Genomic DNA, 19,402 nt, shown 5'->3' with positions numbered 1-19,402 from the left:
GTGCAGAAATATTGTTTGTCACCCTCCCGAAGGACATCGGGACGATGTGAGCGATAGCGAAGGGTCTAGCACAGCGCAGGCGCTTCGCTGGATGCTTCGGCTGTGCCTTAGAAAGTGGCTTTTGACTAACGCAAGCCGGTTTCCATGCGCGCGATCACCAGGCGCTGAATTTCGCTGGTGCCCTCGTAGATTTCGGTGATCTTGGCGTCGCGGAAATAGCGTTCTACGGGGTATTCTTTGGAGTAGCCCATCCCGCCATGAATTTGCACCGCGGCATGAGCGCAGAACATGGCCGTTTCAGCCGCGAAGAGTTTCGCCATCGCCGCTTCGAGGGTGTAGCGTCCGCCGGTTGCTTTGCTATTCTGTTTGGCAAGCGCGGCCTGATAAACAAGCAGACGTGAGGCCTCGATGCGGGTTTTCATATCGGCCAGTTTGAACGAAATTCCTTGAAATTCGCCGATCTTCTGACCAAAGGCCTCACGCTCGCGCACATAGTCGAGACTGGCCTCATAGGAAGCTTCGGCAATCCCCAATCCTTGCGAGGCAATCCCGATTCGTCCGGCATCCAGCACAGTCATGGCAATTTTGAAGCCCTGACCCTCTTCGCCGAGACGGTGCTCAATCGGGCAGCGATAATCTTCAAATAATATCTCGCTGGTTGATGAAGCGCGGATGCCCAGCTTGGGTTCTTTTTTACCACGCGAATATCCGGGCTGGCTGGCATCAATCAGAAAAGCCGTAATGCCGCGGTGCCCTTGCTCTGGGGCGGTCATCGTGAACAGCACAAGAAAATCGGCCACCGGGCCGCTGGTGACCCATGATTTGCGCCCGTTGATAATATACGCGTCGCCGTCACGCACGGCGCGGCTGCGCATGGTGGCGGCATCCGAACCCGACATCGGTTCGGTAAGCGAGTAGGCGCCAATTTTTTCGCCCGCAGCTACCGGGGCGAGAAATTGCTCTTTTTGCGCTTCAGTGCCAAATTTATAGATGCCGTAGTTGAACAACGAGTTATTCACCGACATAATCGTGCCATGCGAAGCATCGACTTTGCAGATTTCTTCCAGAGCCAAAACATAGGCCAGCGTATCCATCCCCGCGCCGCCGTATTCTTCAGGGATTTCGATGCCCATAAAGCCCATCGCGCCCATTTTTTGGATTGTCTCCAGCGGAAAATCGCCGCTTTCATCAAATTCGGCCGCGATCGGGGCAATCTCTTTTTGGGCAAAATCACGCGCCGCGGCACGAATCATCTCATGTTCGTCAGAGAGTGAAAAATTGGGGCCAGCAAAGGTCATGGGGATGTCCTCCAAATTCGTATAATGCATAGGTGGGATGCAAAAAATTATAGCACGGGTTATTGCAAAGATGCCGAATCAAGGGTTGAATTGAACAATCTGTCCAATTTATGTTATTCTTGTAGTATACAATTTTCACCGCACATTGAGAGAAAAACCTGAACAGGCCAGAATATTATTGCGTTGCAAAGACACTGTAATTTTGCCTTCGGTGATGGCTAAGCAGACTCCGGAAAGTCCTTTAATGACGTGTCATTGCGAACCCCAAAGGGGTGACACTTGCGCCGGAATGCAGTGCAGGTGAGCAATCTCCCCAATTTGGAAGACTGCTTCGCAAAAAAACACTCGCAGTGACAAAATATGGGATGCATCACTTATTGCCAATGCACTACCAAAACCCAATATAAGGAGTGTGGGTATGCGACAAAAAACGAAACCGCATGAAGTTGGTCAGGGATTGGTGGAAGTGGCCCTGATCATTGTTCTGGTGGGCGTTGCCGCTATGGCAGCCCTATCAGCCACAGGAACCAGTCTGCAAGACCTCTATTGCGATGTTGTTATCGGCGTCGGCGGGACTGGCGGCTCGACCTGTTCGGGCGCGCTTTTTTCAGACAGCTTCGAAAATTTGGATAATTGGTATGTTCCCTGGGGGAAATTCAGCATTTCAGACGGCTCCCTCTTTGGGGAAAAATACAGCGCAATTTTCGCCAAAGATTTCACCGGCGATGATTATACGCTTTCTATCGACAAAGCGAATCTAACGCAGGGCAATGGCTATGGGGTATGGTTCCGGGCGCAAAACCTGAATAAACCCGAAGGCTATATCTTCCAATATGATCCCGGTTATGACGGCGGTTCGTTCCTCTTCCGTAAATGGGTTGATGGTCATGAGCTAGGCCCATTTGCCCGCGTTAAAGCGCCGGGCTACGACTGGCACGGCGAAGATCATCAGGTGCAAATCAAGGTTGAAGGCGATACGTTTACAGCGTATGTCGATGGCGATGAAGTATTATCGGCATCCGACAGCACCTACACAGAAGGCACGGTTGGCCTGCGCACCTGGGATGGCACGCGAGCCACTTTTGACGATATTACAATTACAAATCCTTAGGAGCAATGCTATGTCTCTCGAACGATCGCCCTCACTGGATCAATTCAAGGATGGAATGCCCGACAAACTCCCGGATCATAAAAAACAGCGCAATTTTCGTTGGGTGTTAGTTATCGCTATTCTGGTCATTGGCGCGGGATGGGGTGCAATGTCATTTTTGCAAAGCAGCACAGCAGCCGTCATGTCGGGCACGGGCAGCATCAGTGGCAGCGTGGCCGACGAAAAGGGCAAACCTGTCGCCGCACAAATCTATGTACTGGGCACAAATATCAGCGGGCAGGCGCTGGAAGATGGCACCTTCAGCCTGGAGGGCGTGCCCGCCGGACAGCAAACGATTGCGATTGCCCATCAGGGCAGCGGATTCGAAGTTCCGGCGCAAATTCGCAGCGGTGAAAATACGCTGCTGGGGCAGGTGCAGTACATATCGACGCTGGAACCCCAGGAGTAGATTAATAGTACCTACGCAAAACGATGAAAAATATACCGAAAAGAGGGTCTTGAGGAACTACCGCGATAGTTCCCAAAGCGCCAAAAGATCAAAAGTATGAAACGGGAAAAATCTTGCCGTCCTGATCTGATGTATCTGCACCCCCACAGAAAAAACTCTCTTTTGTGGGTTGTCGTTTGGCTGCTGGCCTCTCTGGGGGTGGTATCCCCATCGTTGGCGGCTACCCACCTGCGTGTAGGTGTGTATGCCAACCCTCCTTTACAATCTTTCTCGGAGGACGGCATCCCCGAGGGGCTGGTCATCGACATCCTGGAAACTATCGCCCACCAGGAAGGCTGGCAACTCACTTATGTACCCTGCATCTGGGATGAGTGTCTGGCAATGCTTGAAGCAGGCGAAATTGATCTTTTGGGGGCAATTGCATATACGGCAGAACGCACCCAGCGCTTCACATTCAATCAGGAAACCTTGCTCAATAATTGGGGACAAGTTTATACGCGCAATGACGATCAACTGGAATCGGTGCTCGATTTAGAAGGCAAACGCATTGCCATTCTGCGAAATGATATTCACGCCAGCGCGTTGCAAAATTTACTCGCCAGCTTCAATATCGCCGCGCAATGGGTTGAAACCGATAGCTACGCCACTGTATTCGCGATGACCGCCAGTGGCGACGTGGATGCCGGAGTCGTCAACCATTTTTTTGAAATGCAAAATGCGGATGTCTATGGCCTGCACCCCACCCCGATTATTTTCAATCCGATCGAAATTCGCTTTGCGGCCACCAAAGATGCGCAGCTTGCCATTCTCGAAACGGTCGATGAATACCTCGCCGCCGCCAAAGCAAACAATAACTCGTTCTACCACACGGCCATTGATACCTGGTTTGGCGCGCCCATCACCCGGTTTGAAATGCCCGATTGGGCGCGCTGGCTGGCTTTTGGCATTAGCGGCGCAGCCTTGCTGTTCCTGCTCGTCAGTGTTGGGCTGCGGAATCAGGTGCACGCGCAAACCCGCGAATTGCGCGCAAGCCAGGAGCGCCTGGACCTGGCTATTCGCGGCACCGATGTCGGTTTGTGGGACTGGAATATTGAAAGCGGGGAAACGATTGTCAACGAAAAATGGGCCAGCATGATCGGCTATTCGCTCGATGAACTGAATCCGGTCAACATGGAAACCTGGAACCGCATGACGCACCCGGATGATCTGGCTGAATCCCAGCGGCGGTTGGAAACCCATTTTTCGGGGGAGAATGAGCAATATGATTGTGAAATCCGCCTGCGGCACAAGGATGGGCACTGGATTTGGGTGCTAGACCGCGGGCGGGTTTTTAAGCGCACGCACGACGGCCACCCGCTGCGGATGGCCGGTACGCAACTGGAAATTACCCAGCGTAAACAGGCCGAAGCCGATCTGGCTTATAATAGACAACTTTTCCAGGCATTGCTGGAACAATCCCTTGACGGAATCGGTGTAACCAACCTGGAGGGGCAGTATATTCTGGTCAACCCTGCCTTTTGCGCGTTGACCGGCTACAGCGATACCGAATTACTCACCATGCAGGTCAGCGATCTTTTGCCCTCAAATGATGAGATGGTGTTATTTCCAAAAGTCCAACAAGGCGAAAGTGGCGTGCGCACATTACGTTTACAACGCAAAGATGGCAGCACTTTTTTTGCCGAAGTCAGCGGTGCAGCGATCACCATTGAAGGCCAGCGTTTGGTATTGGGCACCGTACGGAATATTGATACGCGTATTGAGTGGGAAGACGCGCTGCGCGAGAGCGAAGAACACTTTCGCGGGTTGTCCGAAGCCACCTTCGAGGCCATTTTTATCTCCGAAGATGGCATCTGCCTGGAGCAAAATTTGGCTGCGGAGCAATTATTCGGTTACAAAGTTGAGGAAGCACTCGGCAAAAAAATTATCGACTGGGTGAGTCCTGAAGATCGGGAACTTGTCATCCACAATGTGCGCACCGGCAATCAAACCCCCTACCGCATCACCGCATTGCGTAAAAATGGCAGCACCTTCACCTGCGAGGTGCGTGCCCGCATGATGGAATATCGCGGCCGCAACGTGCGCGTCAGCGCTTTGCGTGATATTTCCCAACAAGCAACCGCAGAACAAACGCTGCACAGACGCGCCGAAGAACTGGATGCGCTCTATAACACAACCCTGGATATCATTGCGCCCCACGAACTTCCTCGCCTGTTAAAGACCATCGTCCGCCGCGCGATCGACTTGCTCAGAGGCACCAGCGGCGGCATGTATCTCGCCGAAGAAGATTACCAACGAATGCGCTGTGTCGTTAGTTGCAACACGCCCAAAGACTACACCGGTGTTACTCTGGCCTATGGCGAGGGCGCAGCCGGAACTGTTGCCGAGACGGGCGAAGCCTTGATTATTGATGATTATCGTATCTGGGATAAACGCGCAAATATCTATGAAGGCGAACAACCCTTTAGCGCCATCATCAGCGTCCCCATGCGCTGGCAAGAACGCATCATTGGCGTTCTCCATGTGCTGCATGATACGGAAACGCGCACATTCAACCAGGATGACCTGAATTTATTATCTGCTTTTGCCAACCAGGCCGCCATCGCGGTTGAAAACGCCCGCTTGCTCGATGAACTGCATAAACACGCCGAAAAACTCGAAGAACGTGTGCGCGACCGCACTGCGGAATTGCAGATTATGGTGAATGCGATGAGCGGGCGCGAAGTGCGCATGGCCGGGCTAAAGAAAGCCATCCAAAAATTGCGGGAACAACTCATCCAGGCCGACATTAAACCGGCGGCCAACGATCCCTTACTCGAACAATATTCGGGAGATTCTTCTATATGAATATCAGCCAGGGATTCACAAAATTTCGCGATGCACTATTTGAGCCATCCGATGCGCTAACCCATCAACTTGACCGTCATCGTGCGCGCCTGTTTGCCAAGCTGATGTTCGGCAGCTTTCTTTCAATGACCCTGCCTGCATTCGGTTTTGGCCTGGGCGAAAAAATGCCGCTAACGCCCTATTATGGCGCGCTGATTGTCATGCTGGCGGCCTACTTACTAAGCCGCGGCATCTATTATCGCGTCGGGGCGGGGTTGATTACAGCCGGTTTATATGCGATGAGTATTTGGGTTATCTTCAGCGCATCCAGCTATAGCACCAGTTTTGTTGCCATCACCCTGGTGTGGATGGTTATTCCTTTTCTCATCACCAGTATGTTCTTCAGCGTGCGCACCACCACTATCACTACCCTGCTTGCCTTTGTCAGTCTCTTATGCTTGCCGCTGCTGATCCCCGAACTGGAATATCGTTTTCTGGCGCCAACCTGGGCCTTTATGTTCACCTGGGCCGTGATGCACGCTGTTTTTATGTATCATACGAACAAGCTAGAAAAGGGGGGGCGCTCAGAACTTGAACACGCCTACCAGCAATTGCAAATAGAGATCGAACAACACCAGCGAACCGAGGAACGCCTGCACATTGCCATCACCGGTAGCGGCGGCGCCTATTGGGACGAAGTCTTAGACCCTGAGGTAAATTTTGACGAGCAACCCGGCAGCGTTTTCTACTCGGCTGAGAAAAAAGCCTTGCTGGGCTACGACCCCAACGCCGATTTTCCGAGCACCGCCCTCGATTGGAATCAACACGTTCTCCCCGAAGACCAACCCCAGAGGGAGCAACGCCAGCGTCAACATTTTGAAGGGCAAACCAAGTATCTCGACTATGAATACCGCGTGCGCCGCGCCGATGGCGAAATCCGCTGGATTCACGGGCGCAGCCGCATCCTCCGCGACGAAAATGGCGCGCCGCTGCGCTGGGTGGGCATCGATTGGGATATTACCAAGCGCAAGCACACCGAAGCCGAATTGCTGCACTATCGGGCGCATCTTGAAGAACGCGTCCACACACGCACCAACGAATTGCAATTGCACGCACGTCACTTTGAATTGCTTAACGAAATCACACATACCGCGATCAGTGCCTTGAGTTTCCAGGAAACCTTGCAAATCCTGGCCGACCGCCTGGGCGAGTTAATTGGCGCGGATGGCTGTTATATTACCTTGTGGGATGAGGCTACACAGACCGCGACCCCTGGAGCGGCTTATGGGCAATTCCGTGATTCGTACCCCAGCTACCGCCCCAAACCCGATGAGCACACGCTGACCGATTCGGTCTTATCCAGAAGGAAAACCCTGGTCGTTGAGAACGCGCATGATTCGCCTTATTTACATCCCAATATTTCGGCCAATTTTCCAGGGCATTCGCTATTGGGGCTGCCGTTAATTTCCAGTGAAGCCAATCTGGGGGCGGCGCTGATTGCCTTTAACCAGCCGCACACCTTTACACCCGATGAAATTGAGCGTTGTGAACAGGCCGCCGGGCAAATTGCTCTGGTGATCTCAAAAACCCGGGCGCTGGAAACCGAAAGAGCCGCCCGGCAACGCGCCGAAACCCTGCAAAAAGCCATGCGCTCGCTGAGTTCTTCGCTAGAGTTGCAAGCCTTATTCAATATAATTTTGGAGTCACTGCGCGAAGTGGTAATTTATGATAGCGCCTCTGTGCAGCGGTTGAGCGGCGATATACTCACCATTATTGGCGGGCATGGTTTTCCAAACTTGCCCGACCTGATTGGGGTTCAATTTGATCTCACATCGGATGACAACCCCAATGTAGAAGTGATTAAGCAGCGCAAAACCATCATGATTGAAAATGCTGCCGAAAACTATCCAGCGTTCCGCCGCGAGCCACATGATAAAGCGAATATTCATTCCTGGATGGGGGTTCCACTGATTGCACGCGGTGAAATGATTGGCATGATTGCGCTCGACCGCACTGAATCACATTCTTTCAAAGCAACCGATGCCGAAATGGCCGAAACCTTCGCCGCACAGGCCGCGATTGCCATTCAAAACGCGCAGTTCTTTGAAGATATTCAACAGCACGCGGCCACACTGGAAGAGAAGGTGGCCGACCGTACATCCGAATTGCAAATTTTGGTCAATTCAATGGTCGGGCGTGAGGTGCGCATGGCTGACCTAAAAGAGGTGATCGTCAAATTGCGCAGACAGCTCCTAAGCGCAGAGATAGAGCCGATCGCAGATGACCCCCTAAAAACAGGGTTGAAGTTTAAGGGTTAGAACTCACGCAAAACGATAAAAAAATATACCGAAAATAAGGGTGTGTGGGGTGCGAGGCACCCCACACACCCTTATTTTCGGGCTTTCTTTTGCGAAAGTGGGAGGTCACTACTTCCCACGCTCTGGTATCCGGCTCATGGCATATTCCGCCAATGCGGTAATCGTCAGGCTGGGGTTCACACCCGGGTTGGCAGGAACAATGGAGCCATCAACGACGTACAAGCCAGGGTAATGATGCAATTGGCAGTTCAGGTCCACCGCGCCCTGTTCAGCATTTTCGCCAAAGGTCACGCCGCCCAAAATATGCGCCGTGGTCGGCAAATTCAGTAAATTTTCGCCAATCGATCCCTGGGGGATGCCGCCAATTTTCCGGGCGAAGGCTTCGGTGACTTCGTGCCCGGTTTCGACGCGCGAAGAGATCGTATGGGCATCATCCGGCTCGGCTTGCAGGCCGCGGCGGAAGAGTGTGTACAACGAACGCCCCAGACGCAAGCTCATGCGGTTATCGGTGGTTTGCATCACCAGCAGAATCGTGGTGCGCCGCGCCCAGCCCGGCAAGATATGCGTGCGCAAGGTATCCAGCGGATGACGGATAGCCTTCAGTGTGATCCCCAGGAAGCGGCGCAGAAAGCTTTGCCGCGCATCCACCAGCGGGAGGGCGAGCATACGCATCAGTCCCGAACCCGCGGGGTAACGCACCGGCTCGACGCGCGTGACTTCATCGGCCTTGAAGATTGAGGTAATGGCGATCCCCTGCGAATAATCAACGCGCGTGTCGCGGCTCACGCCGCCCATCAGGGCTTCGCTGTTGGTGCGTACAGGGTAACCCAGTCGCGGTGAAAGCGCGGACAGCGAACGATGAATATCGCGGCATTTGAGCAGCAATTTCAGCGTCCCCAGCACCCCGGCGGAGAAAATTACATTACGCGCGGTGACGCGTTGAGCGGGTTTGAAAGGCCAGGCCGTAGAACTGCGATGGATGACTTCGTAGCGCGCCCTCACCCCCGACCCCTCTCCCAAAATTTGGGAAGGGGAGACTGGCCGCACATCGACAACTTCGCGTTCAGCGCGTACTTCCACGCCCAACTTCTCGGCAAGATAAAGGTAATTCTTGGGCAGGGTGTTTTTGGCGTTATCGCGACATCCGACCATGCAGGCCCCACAATGGGTGCAGCCTCTTCGAGTTGGGCCATCACCCCCAAAGTAGGGGTCGGGAACATCCTGCCCTTCGGGGCCAAAGAACACCCCTACGTCGGTAGCGCGGAAGGTCGCCGCGGTGCCGCGTTCCTGTGAAATTTCCTGCAAGACATCATCCGCATGACTCAACTTGGGGTTACGCGCAACGCCGAGCATCTTTTGAGCGGTCTCATAATGGGGGCGCAAAATGGTTTTCCAATCGGCGAGATGCTGCCAGGCGGGGTTGGCAAACATATCATCGGGCGGGATTTCGAGTACGTTGGCGTAGCCCAGGCTGCCGCCGCCCACGCCGCGCCCGTGCAAGATCATCACCCCTTTGAGCAGGCTGATTTGCAAAATACCAAAGCAGCGTAGAGCTGGCGCCCAAAGATATTTCCACACGACCAGGTTTGATTTTGCAAAATCGTGATCGCGGTAGCGTTTGCCCTGCTCCAATACCAGCACGGAATAACCCTTTTCGGCCAGACGCATCGCCGAGACGCTGCCGCCAAAACCGGAACCGATGATGACGTAATCATAGATGGTATTTTCTTCGTGGGGCATGGTAAACCTCTTTTGTAGTTGGAAGACGGCTGCCGTTATTTGGCAATCTGCTGCGACATCATAACCAGTTCGACGCGCTGCGAATAGCCCACTTGCTCCCAAAAATCAATCGCTTCTTGATTTTCGCCGAAGACAAACAGGTGTGTTTTGCCAATGCCGATGCGCATCAGGGCATACATGCAGCGCCCCACCAGCGAACGGCCAATGCCCTGGCAGCGATGCGATTTTGCCACTGCAAGATGGTGAATATAGCCGCGGCGGCCATCTTGCCCGCATAAAGCTGCGCCAACAATTTTATCGCCATCCACAGCTACATAACTCAAATCAGCATTCTGCTCTAAAAACCGCTTGATACTTTCTTTCGAATCAGCATCGCTCAGGCCAATGCCTTCACTGGCTTTCCACAAGGCATATACGGCATCATAATCATTGATCGTCATCTCACGAATTTCTGCACTCATGGTGTTCCTCCAAAACGATTGAAGGTTAAAAGTTACAGGTTGCAGGTTTTTACTTTCAACCTTCAATTTTCAACTTATTCCAGTTCCACCGCCATCGCCACAGCTTCGGCTCCGCCCAGACACAACGAAGCCAGGCCGCGTTTAAGGCCGCGATCCTTGAGGGCGTAGATTAACGTTGTCAGCACACGCGCTCCACTGGCCCCAATCGGATGGCCCAACGCGATCGCGCCGCCATTGACATTAACCTTGTCCCAATCCCAGCCCTGATCGGCCAGGGCATAGCCATCGGCCAAAACCTGAGCGGCAAAGGCTTCGTTCAATTCGATCAAATCCACATCGTCCAGCGTCCAGCCGATTTTTGCTAACAGTAACGGAATGGCCTTGGCGGGCGCGTAGAAGAGATATTTCGGCTCCACGGCGGCCTGCGCGTAGCCCACAATGCGCGCCAGGGGTTGCAGGCCGTGCGCATCGGCATAGGCCGCGCTCGCCACCACCACGGCTGAAGCGCCATCGTTCAGACCAGGGGCGTTCCCGGCGGTCACTTTCCCGTCGGCGACAAAAGCCGGGCGTAATTTTGCCAGCGTTCCGAGGGCGGTATCACGGCGCGGGGCTTCATCGGTATCGAAAATTGTGACCGCACCCTTTCGCCCTTTAATTTCTACTGGCACAATCTCGGCTTTGAATTTGCCAGCGTCGATCGCCGCGATGGCGTTCATGTGGCTTCGATAGGCCAACTCATCCATAGCCTCACGGCTGACATCAAATTCTTCTGCAATAAATTCGGCGGCGTTGCCCATCCCCCAGTTTTCAAGCGCGCACCACAAACCATCGTGCAGCAGGGCATCGGTGAATTCAATATGACCAAAGCGCAACTCGCCAGAGCGACCGCGCACGAAATAAGGCGTGCGGCTCATGCTCTCGAAACCGCCTGCGACGAAGAGTTGGCTGTCCCCGGCGCGGATGGCCTGTGCCGAGAGTATAGCAGCCTTCAAGCCGGAGCCACAAACCTTATTGAGGGTGGTTGCCCCGACCGTGGCGGGCAGCCCCCCAAAGATGGCCGCCTGGCGGGCAGGGTTTTGCCCCAGCCCTGCCGAAACCACATTGCCCATATACACTTCGTCAATTTCGGCCAAATCCGGGATACCTGCCCGCTCAACGGCGGCTTCCACGCAAATTGCGCCCAGTTGGGGGGCAGTAAATCCGCTCAGGCTGCCCTGAAAGCGTCCCGATGGCGTGCGTACAGCGCTGAGAATTACGGCTTCGTGTTGCTGATCTGACATCGAATCAAACCTCCTCGCAAATGTGAAATGGCATATTGATCTATGAACATATTTCCCCAGATAAACTGAAAGTATTGTAGCAGAAAATACACCCTTACGTGAAAATTTCAACAAGCAACCTGTCGAAATTTTTCGATCCTTCTGGGATTTCTCGCCGTTGTCTCGAAATAACACACGCAAAGTATCAACTTTGATATTGTCAAGTTTCACCACCGAAGAAAAGATTGCCCCGAATTCTCAGAGAACTCACCGTGAAACTGGTGCTTGACATTTTAGAACATATAATCTATATTAGAACAGACGTTCTAAAACGAGATTTTCACAACCTTCATCCATGAAAATCTTGACAGTATGAAGCCTTAAACCTGGAGGAGGTTCATCATGTTGTCTGGTCTTTCTATCTTTCCTAACCGTATGCGTCTGCAGCGTGGTTTGCTCTTTGGAGCCTTGATTGTCACCGCCCTGTTGGCTTTCGAAATCTTCAACTATTCCACCACCGATTTCGCTCTCACCGACTTACTCGGCGATCTCAAGTTCATCGGTATCCGCTGGGCTACCATCCTTTCTATCGCGTTCTGCGGGATTGACTTTGCCGGTATCGCCCGGCTCTTCACCCCCGAACAGGGGCGCGACGAACCGGCTGAAGTCTGGTATCTCTTCGGCGCCTGGATGCTGGCCGCTCTGATGAACGCCATGCTCACCTGGTGGGGTGTCTCGATTGCGATCCTCAATCACCAGACCCTCGGCAACGCCGTCGTCGCCCGCGCAACCTTGCTCAAGGTCGTGCCCATCTTCGTTGCCATCATGGTCTGGCTGATCCGCGTGCTGATTATCGGCACCATTTCCATCGCCGGTGACCGCATCTTCAGCCAGTCGAATATGCGCACCTCGCAACGCAGCACAAAGAAAAGCGCCACGCGTAAATCGAGTAGCAACCGCCCCCAGCAATGGAACAACAACCGGCGCTCGACCACTACCACTCAGGGTGTGCGCGCCCGCTCGTTCAGCCCGGCGCCCAAGCAAACCTATTCGGATGGCGATTTCGCCTCTCAAGAACCCACCTACCACCCCGTTTCCTTCGCTGATACTGGCAAATCCAACGGAAACCGCAGCCCCAACAATACGCCACGATTTTAGGCGTAACCTTTACGCTCTGCCAGATTCTTCGCACCATGCCCCGTCACACAACTCAACATTTCAATAGCCAGGCAGCCTCTGAAAACAAATCCAGAGGCTGCCTTTGGTTCACTGGCCTCACATTTGGCGTGGCCTTGCCGCCGCTGACTGTGCTCATTCTGGGCCTGCTGATGACGGTTGTCTTGGGGCAAATTGATATTACTGCCCTTGCCGCCGATGGTTCGCTAAACACAGCAATGTACAGCGGGAAGATTGCCCCCCTCTTTACGCCCGAAGTGCAACGCTGGGGCGATGAAATTGCCGCCTGGAGCGAGCACTACGGCCTGGACCCCAATTTGGCGGCTACGGTGATGCAGATTGAATCGTGCGGAGATACGCGGGCGCTTTCGTATGCCGGGGCGATGGGGCTATTCCAGGTGATGCCGTATCATTTCTCGCTCGGTGAGGATACATACGACCCAGAAACGAATGCCTTCCGAGGTTTGGCGCACCTGAAAAACGCGCTGGATACGCGCGGCGGCGATGAGCGCCTGGCGCTGGCAGGCTACAACGGCGGCATCATGGGGACTATGCGCCCTGAATATTTTTGGCCCGCAGAGACAATTCGGTATGTGTATTGGGGTACAGGGATTTATGCAGACGCCAAACAGGGCAAAGCACAAAGTGAGCGGTTAAATGAGTGGCTGGGGCGCGGCGGGGCCAGTTTGTGCGCGCAGGCGGCGGGACGCTAAGCCTTAGAGGGGAATCTCATCTTTCTGGCTGGCACTCACCTTCGGGCAAGGGCAGCCAAACCACAAATCGAGTTCCCTCACCGAGGCTCGATTCCACTTCAATTTCGCCCCCATGATGGCGCACAATCCAATAGGCTATCGATAAGCCCAGACCAAAGCCTTTGCCATCCCCGCTGCGCGTGCGGGATTTTTCGGCGCGGTAGAAACGCTCGAAGATATGCGGGAGATCTTCTGGGGGGATGCCGGGGCCAGTGTCCGAGACCGTCAGGCAGGCTTGTTGGTCTGATTTCTCCAATGCAACAAGTACGTCGCCACCGCGCGGGGTGTATTTAATCGCATTTTCGACGAGATTTAGAATCACCTGTTTAAGTCGATCACGATCACCACACACCTGCACCTGATCGAAATCGCCCAAACGCACATTCACGCGTTCTTGCGCCAGCATACGCGCCTGCTGCAGCACCTCAAGCAGCAAGACATCCAGCTCAACGATGCTCTGGTCAAGCGGCAGTTTCCCCGATTCGACACGCGCCAGCAACAGCAGATCGCCAATCATGCGGGTAAGACGGTCTACTTCGCCCTCGATACTCAGCAAAGATTCGTCATCGGCACAGCCCATGCGTCGCAGCAGATTGATATTTCCCTTGATGACAGTGAGCGGCGTGCGCAGTTCATGCCCCACATCGGCCACAAAGCGACGCTGCATATTGAAGAGGTTTTCTAGCCGTCCCAGGGTTTGATTGAAGGCTGCAATCAACTGCCCAACTTCATCGGCTGGCGGGCCCTGATAGGGGATACGCCGCGAGAGATCATCGGCGCGGGTAATTTGCAACGCCACATTGGTTACATGCTCCAGGGAGGCCAGCGCCTGATAGGTGGTCAACGAAACAGCCAGGGCAGCCAGCCCCATGGCGACGACTGTCCCCGCAATCAATACGGTCAGCAATGTTTTTTGCGTAGCCTCCACAATCGCCGTACTCGCCCCTACCTGAAGCGTGCCAATTAAGCGATTCCCCACCGAAAGGGGTACGCTTAACACCCGTAAAGGTGCCCCCCCAATGGTTGTTGTGCGATAGACGGGTTGAGCAGGAAGATAGTCGAGGGGCGACATTGGCTCGCGCAGGTGGCTGATACTGGCCGAAGCGAGACTCAAACCCTGGTTGCGCGCCCATAGCTGAAAATAAACATTGGTCGCCAGTTCAACATCGGGCGTGGAAATCATATCCAAACCCCCAACCGCATTCAGTTCTGTGCCTTCAATCAGATCGTTGGCCGAGATTGCCAATAATTCGTCTATTTGATCTACCAAATTAACGCTGACCAATTGGTAAACGACAAAGCCAAATACAAGCAGTATCCCCCCAACCAACGATGTATAGAGCAGAGTCAGACGGCTGCGTAGCGACATTAGTCGGTTTTGCGCAGTACGTACCCCACACCGCGCACAGTGTGGATCAAACGATCTGCTTCTGTATCTTCCAGCTTTTGGCGCAAATAGCGCACATAAACTTCGATAATATTGCTCTCGCCGCCAAAATCATAACCCCAAACCGAATCGTAAATCACATCGCGGGTGAGTACCTGGCGCGGGTGGCGCATAAAAAGTTCAAGTAACTCGTATTCTTTGGCGGTGAGGGTAATAATCTGTTCGCCACGGTGTGCCTGGCGCGTGCCGGTATCCAAAGATAGATCAGCAAATTGATAAACTTTGGGGCGGCTGGAAGGTTGAGAGCGGCGCATCAGGGCGCGGATACGGGCCAGCAATTCATCGAGATCAAAGGGCTTGACCATATAATCATCGGCCCCCATATCGAGGCCAACGATCCGGTCATTCACGCCATCTTTAGCCGTAAGGATAATAATGGGCACATCGCCACCTGCTCGCAGGCGGCGACAGACTTCCAGGCCATCAATGCCGGGCAGCATCAAGTCGAGCACAACCAGATCGGGCGGATGATCGCGCGCGATTGACAAGCCTGTTTTTCCATCAGTCGCATCAAAAACTTCGTAACCTTCATACGCCAGGCCGCGGCGCAAAAAGGTAAGAATGCCTTCATCGTCTTCGATTACTAAAATGCGAGCGGTCATTGCATCCTCCGGTCATGTGGGTCTTTATCGAAATATACCACAGGCACAAAAAAGAAAAAAGGCCGCCAAAATTGGCGGCCTAAGGGTGTCCAGGAACAACAACCTGATTATGCAAGCTCAACAACGCCACCGGCTTCTTCAATTTTAGCCTTGGCATCTTCAGCAGCTTCTTTGCTGACAGCTTCCATAATTTTGGCATCGGCGGTTTCAGCAAGCTCTTTCGAGTCGGAAAGACCAAGGCTGGTGATCTGGCGGATCACTTTGATAACCTGAATTTTCTTGGGGCCAGCGTCTTTGAGAACTACATCGAATTCGGTTTTCTCTTCAACTTCTTCAGCAGCGACAGCAGCACCAACAGCGGCCATAGCAACAGGCGCAGCGGCGGAAACGCCCCATTCTTCTTCGAGCATCTTCACCAGTTCAGCAGCTTCGAGAACAGTTAGTTCGCTCAGTTCTTCCATGATTTTTTTCAAATCAGCCATTTTAAAACTCCTTACAATCCTATTATTTATTTACAAGTTGAGAGTCTGTCAGCGACAAAACTCTATTATTTATGATCCAGTTTCAGGCAGCTTCGGGGGCTGCGCCTTTTTCTGAATATGCTTTCAGCACGCCAGCGATCTGACGTCCAGGTTCGGCCAAAATACGAGCGAGCTTGGATGCCGGAGCCGACAAAGTACCCAACAGTTGAGCGCGTACCACAGGCAGTGGCGGCACTTTCGCAAGAGCAATAATTTCAGCCGGTGAAACCAACTGACCATTGAGATAGCCCATTTTGATTTCAACAAAATCAGATTCGTCGGCAAAGTCAACAATTGCTTTTGCCAGGCCTGGCGAATCTTGAAATGCAAATCCAACGGCTGTATCGCCCTGGAAATCTTCTTCCTTGATTTCCATACCCGCTTGTTCGAGCGCGATTTTTGCCAGGGTGTTTTTCACAATATGAAATTCACCACCAGCTTCGCGTATATCGGCACGCAGTTTGTCGAGATCACTCACTGTAAGACCAATATATTTCGTCAACACCAGAGCACCGCTGCGCCCTATCCAATCGGCATACTGAGCAATTATTTCTTGTTTTTTCTGCTTTGAAATAGCCAAAGAAACGTCCTCCTTTCTTACAAGTCTTGTATCTGCTCAGGCAAAAGCCTTTGCAGAAGAAATTCCGAGAGTAAGGGTGTGCGCAGGGGCGTGCCCCTGCGCACACCCTTACTCTCGGTTAGTTCGAGAAAATAAAAGTCTTTACCTCATCGCGAGGTAAAGACTCTATACCCAAAAAAGGGAACCCAATACAGGGAAAGTCTCACCTCGGCAGGGAATTAAGCCACATGGCACCTGCTGTCTCTGGCAAAGTATGAAAATTAATAAACTAGGCGTCCACTTCCATCAGGCGGGCCTTGTTCACATCTACGCGGATGCCAGGGCCCATTGTAGAACTCAGGGTAATACGACGGACGTAGGCACCTTTGGTAGCCGCCGGTCGGGCTTTCATAACAGCCTGCACCAGTACAGCCATATTGTCTCTCAATTGATCTTCTTCAAAGGAAATTTTACCAATCGGTACATGAAGATTTGCGGTTTTATCCACACGGAATTCTACACGACCGGCTTTGGCTTCGTTAATTACGCCGGGGAGGTCCTCCCCGGGGACAACCGTACCTGCTTTGGGGCTGGGCATTAGCCCCCGAGGGCCAAGCACTCGCCCCAGGCGGCCTACTTTGCCCATCATCGCGGGTGTAGCAATGGCTACATCAAACTCGGTCCAGCCATCTTGAATTTTCTTGAGGGTTTCTTCATCATCTGCAACTGTATCAGCTCCGGCTTCGCGTGCTATGGTAGCGTCTTCGCCCTGCGCAAAAACCAGCACACGGATCGTTTTACCCAACCCATGAGGGAGTACAACAACATCACGAACCTGCTGATCGGCGTGACGGGGGTCAACGCCAAGACGGATGTGTAATTCGACTGTTTCATCAAACTTGGCATAAGCAATTTCCTTTGCAAGCTTGATCGCTTCGGCCGGATCGTAGTTCGTGTTACGATCTAATTGTTCAAATGCAGCATTAAATTTTTTACCATGTTTAGCCATGATGACTCCTTTGTGGTGCAAGCGGATGCAAACATCCTCCCACGAGAGCTACTCTACTACCAAAATGCCCATATTGCGGGCAGTGCCTTCAATCTGGCGCATGGCGCCTTCAATGTTGATCGCATTCAGGTCTTGCATTTTGATTTCGGCGATCTCACGCACCTGGGCGCGGGTAACCTGACCAACCTTTTCACGATTCGGTACGCCAGAGCCTTTCGGGATCCCGGCTGCTTTAATCAGCAAAGATGCCGCCGGAGGGCTTTTGAGTACAAATTTGAAAGAAGCATCGGAAAAAATGCTGATTTCTGCGGGAATAATTTCGCCCATGCGGTTCTGTGTACGGGCGTTATACTCTTTGCAAAATTGCATCAGGTTGATGCCATGCGAAGCCAACGCAGGCCCAATCGGGGGCGCAGGGTTCGCTTTTCCGGCGTGAATTTGAAGTTTTACAACTGCTTTTAATTTTTTTGCCATGTTTTTCTCCTTGGTGGTGTTAGCGGATGTTTTCTATCCTCCCACGAGGGTTTTACTTGAACTTTCTTTTACATTTTTTCTACTTGCAAGAAATCTAATTCGACCGGTGTTTCGCGGCCAAAGAAATTCACCATCACGCGCACTTTGGCGCGTTCCATATCCAACTCGGCAACTGCACCGTGGAAATCTTTGAAGGGGCCTTCAACAATCCGCACACGCTCACCAATGCGGAAGGTCACCTTGATGCGCGGGGCATCGGCTTCCATGCGCTTGACGATGTGCGCCACTTCTTCCGGACGCAGCGGTATGGGAGTATTCCCCATGCCAACAAAGCCGGTCACCCCAGGGGTATTCCGCACAACATACCATGATTCCTCGGTCAACGCTAAATTGACCAGGATATAGCCGGGGAATACGCGGCGTTCAACGGTACGGCGTTTGCCTTCTTTGACTTCAATTTCTTCTTCGGTTGGTACTACCACATCAAATATGCGGTCCTGCATTCCCATCGATTCGATACGTTGCAGCAGGTTGTGGTGGACTTTGTTTTCATAACCGGAGTAGCAATGCACAACATACCAGGCGCGGCCTTCCTCATCTTCGCCCTCATATTTAGGGGAAGCAGGTTCTGGCTGCGACTCTTCAACAGGAAGATCAGCCACAACGTCGGCAGCGACTTCATCTACCTCTGTTTCTTCGATAATCTGGTTTTCCTGGTCGTTTTCAGGCATGGCACTCATTTCTGGTGATTATAAACCGAGAATTACAACAAAAAGGCGGGAGAACAAATAATCTAATAGACCCAAAAATGCGCTCATTCCAAATGTTACGAAGAGCACTACAATGGTCAGATTGATTGCTTCCTGACGAGTGGGCCAGGTTACTTTACGCAGTTCGCCAACTGTTTCGCGGTAAAAACGTGTGATTGCGTTTTTACGTGCTGGTTTCTTCTTGTTAGCCACACAATTCTCCTTTTCCGGCGAAAACGCCGTCTCGCAATTGGGACGGCGTGATTTCTCAGGCAGGCGAGGCAGGAATCGAACCCACAACCTACGGTTTTGGAGACCGTTGCTCTACCTAATTGAGCTACTCGCCTGTGTTAGTTCAATAGTTGGGTAGTTTGATAGTTTTGTAATTCAACAGAAAACTACTTGACTATTCAACTACCCAACTACACTACTATCTCACTTCGCGATGCGGCGTGTGTTTGCGGCAACGGCGACAGTATTTGCTTAACTCCAAGCGACCGGAGTCATTACGACGATTTTTTTCCGTCATATAGTTACGTTCCTTGCAATCTGTGCAAGCCATTGTAACAACGTGACGAACACCTTTCTTGCCAGCCATAGTTTACCTACTCAATGATCTTGGTGACGACACCGGCACCAACAGTTAGGCCACCCT

At 52.7% G+C, this 19,402-nt stretch carries 19 protein-coding genes, 1 tRNA gene and 1 other annotated feature; of the genes, 6 read left to right on the top strand and 14 right to left on the bottom strand.

Annotated features, from left to right (window positions below; translation table 11 throughout):
* Positions 1-125: 125 nt before the first annotated feature.
* Positions 126-1,253, bottom strand: coding sequence for an acyl-CoA dehydrogenase (locus tag HN413_11035; GenBank protein MBT3390930.1), 1,128 nt, complete (start codon positions 1,251-1,253; stop codon positions 126-128).
* A 463-nt stretch (positions 1,254-1,716) separates the two neighbouring features.
* On the opposite strand from HN413_11035, the gene HN413_11030 reads away from it, so the two are divergent.
* From HN413_11030 to HN413_11015, 4 genes are all read left to right on the top strand, one after another.
* Complete coding sequence (locus HN413_11030; protein ID MBT3390929.1) at positions 1,717-2,409, top strand: DUF1080 domain-containing protein; 693 nt, start codon at positions 1,717-1,719, stop codon at positions 2,407-2,409.
* A gap of 10 nt (positions 2,410-2,419) precedes the next feature.
* Complete coding sequence (locus HN413_11025) at positions 2,420-2,857, top strand: hypothetical protein (protein ID MBT3390928.1); 438 nt, start codon at positions 2,420-2,422, stop codon at positions 2,855-2,857.
* A gap of 96 nt (positions 2,858-2,953) precedes the next feature.
* Positions 2,954-5,701, top strand: coding sequence for a PAS domain S-box protein (locus tag HN413_11020; protein ID MBT3390927.1), 2,748 nt, complete (start codon positions 2,954-2,956; stop codon positions 5,699-5,701).
* Entirely contained in the window at positions 5,698-7,998 is a 2,301-nt protein-coding gene (locus HN413_11015; protein MBT3390926.1) for a GAF domain-containing protein, read from the top strand. The genes HN413_11020 and HN413_11015 overlap by 4 nt, the downstream gene beginning before the upstream one ends.
* A 108-nt stretch (positions 7,999-8,106) precedes the next feature.
* On the opposite strand, the gene HN413_11010 is transcribed toward HN413_11015, so the two are convergent.
* The 3 genes from HN413_11010 to HN413_11000 all read right to left on the bottom strand — a co-directional run bounded on the left by HN413_11010 (position 8,107) and on the right by HN413_11000 (position 11,479).
* Complete coding sequence (locus tag HN413_11010; protein ID MBT3390925.1) at positions 8,107-9,738, bottom strand: GMC family oxidoreductase; 1,632 nt, start codon at positions 9,736-9,738, stop codon at positions 8,107-8,109.
* A 35-nt stretch (positions 9,739-9,773) separates the two neighbouring features.
* Positions 9,774-10,199 carry a GNAT family N-acetyltransferase gene (locus tag HN413_11005; GenBank protein MBT3390924.1) on the bottom strand — a complete coding sequence of 142 codons (426 nt, stop codon included), beginning with the start codon at positions 10,197-10,199 and terminating at the stop codon, positions 9,774-9,776.
* 74 nt (positions 10,200-10,273) lie between these two features.
* A complete protein-coding gene (locus HN413_11000; GenBank protein ID MBT3390923.1) occupies positions 10,274-11,479 on the bottom strand; it encodes an acetyl-CoA C-acyltransferase in 1,206 nt (401 codons plus the stop codon).
* Between the two features lie 381 nt (positions 11,480-11,860).
* Between HN413_11000 and HN413_10995 the strand changes: the two genes are divergently transcribed.
* A complete protein-coding gene (locus HN413_10995; GenBank protein ID MBT3390922.1) occupies positions 11,861-12,616 on the top strand; it encodes a hypothetical protein in 756 nt (251 codons plus the stop codon).
* Positions 12,617-12,651: 35 nt separating this feature from the next.
* Positions 12,652-13,347 carry a transglycosylase SLT domain-containing protein gene (locus tag HN413_10990; protein MBT3390921.1) on the top strand — a complete coding sequence of 232 codons (696 nt, stop codon included), beginning with the start codon at positions 12,652-12,654 and terminating at the stop codon, positions 13,345-13,347.
* Between the two features lie 16 nt (positions 13,348-13,363).
* Here HN413_10990 and HN413_10985 read toward each other — a convergent pair whose 3' ends face one another.
* From HN413_10985 to rpmG, 10 genes are all read right to left on the bottom strand, one after another.
* Positions 13,364-14,755: a HAMP domain-containing protein gene (locus tag HN413_10985; GenBank protein ID MBT3390920.1), complete on the bottom strand. Its 1,392-nt coding sequence runs from the start codon at positions 14,753-14,755 to the stop codon at positions 13,364-13,366.
* The gene (locus tag HN413_10980; protein MBT3390919.1) at positions 14,755-15,435 is read right to left on the bottom strand and encodes a response regulator transcription factor; all 681 of its coding nucleotides are present in this window, start codon (positions 15,433-15,435) and stop codon (positions 14,755-14,757) included. Before HN413_10980 ends, HN413_10985 begins: the two co-directional genes overlap by 1 nt.
* Positions 15,436-15,542: 107 nt before the next feature.
* Positions 15,543-15,917: a 50S ribosomal protein L7/L12 gene (gene rplL, locus HN413_10975; GenBank protein MBT3390918.1), complete on the bottom strand. Its 375-nt coding sequence runs from the start codon at positions 15,915-15,917 to the stop codon at positions 15,543-15,545.
* 82 nt (positions 15,918-15,999) lie between these two features.
* A complete protein-coding gene (locus HN413_10970) occupies positions 16,000-16,536 on the bottom strand; it encodes a 50S ribosomal protein L10 (GenBank protein MBT3390917.1) in 537 nt (178 codons plus the stop codon).
* A 123-nt stretch (positions 16,537-16,659) separates the two neighbouring features.
* Positions 16,660-16,801, bottom strand: a sequence feature (ribosomal protein L10 leader region).
* Between the two features lie 3 nt (positions 16,802-16,804).
* The gene (locus HN413_10965; GenBank protein ID MBT3390916.1) at positions 16,805-17,524 is read right to left on the bottom strand and encodes a 50S ribosomal protein L1; all 720 of its coding nucleotides are present in this window, start codon (positions 17,522-17,524) and stop codon (positions 16,805-16,807) included.
* 48 nt (positions 17,525-17,572) lie between these two features.
* Complete coding sequence (gene rplK, locus HN413_10960; GenBank protein ID MBT3390915.1) at positions 17,573-17,998, bottom strand: 50S ribosomal protein L11; 426 nt, start codon at positions 17,996-17,998, stop codon at positions 17,573-17,575.
* A 68-nt stretch (positions 17,999-18,066) separates the two neighbouring features.
* Entirely contained in the window at positions 18,067-18,729 is a 663-nt protein-coding gene (gene nusG / locus HN413_10955; GenBank protein MBT3390914.1) for a transcription termination/antitermination protein NusG, read from the bottom strand.
* A gap of 18 nt (positions 18,730-18,747) precedes the next feature.
* Complete coding sequence (gene secE, locus HN413_10950) at positions 18,748-19,047, bottom strand: preprotein translocase subunit SecE (GenBank protein MBT3390913.1); 300 nt, start codon at positions 19,045-19,047, stop codon at positions 18,748-18,750.
* Positions 19,021-19,094, bottom strand: a tRNA-Trp gene (locus tag HN413_10945). Before HN413_10945 ends, secE begins: the two co-directional genes overlap by 27 nt.
* An 83-nt stretch (positions 19,095-19,177) precedes the next feature.
* Positions 19,178-19,345, bottom strand: a complete 168-nt coding sequence (gene rpmG / locus HN413_10940; GenBank protein MBT3390912.1) for a 50S ribosomal protein L33 — start codon at positions 19,343-19,345, stop codon at positions 19,178-19,180.
* Positions 19,346-19,402 lie beyond the last annotated feature (57 nt).

It is taken from the genome of Chloroflexota bacterium (assembly GCA_018648225.1).
GTDB lineage: Bacteria > Chloroflexota > Anaerolineae > Anaerolineales > UBA11858 > NIOZ-UU35.
This window is presented reverse-complemented; position numbering and strand designations above follow the sequence as displayed.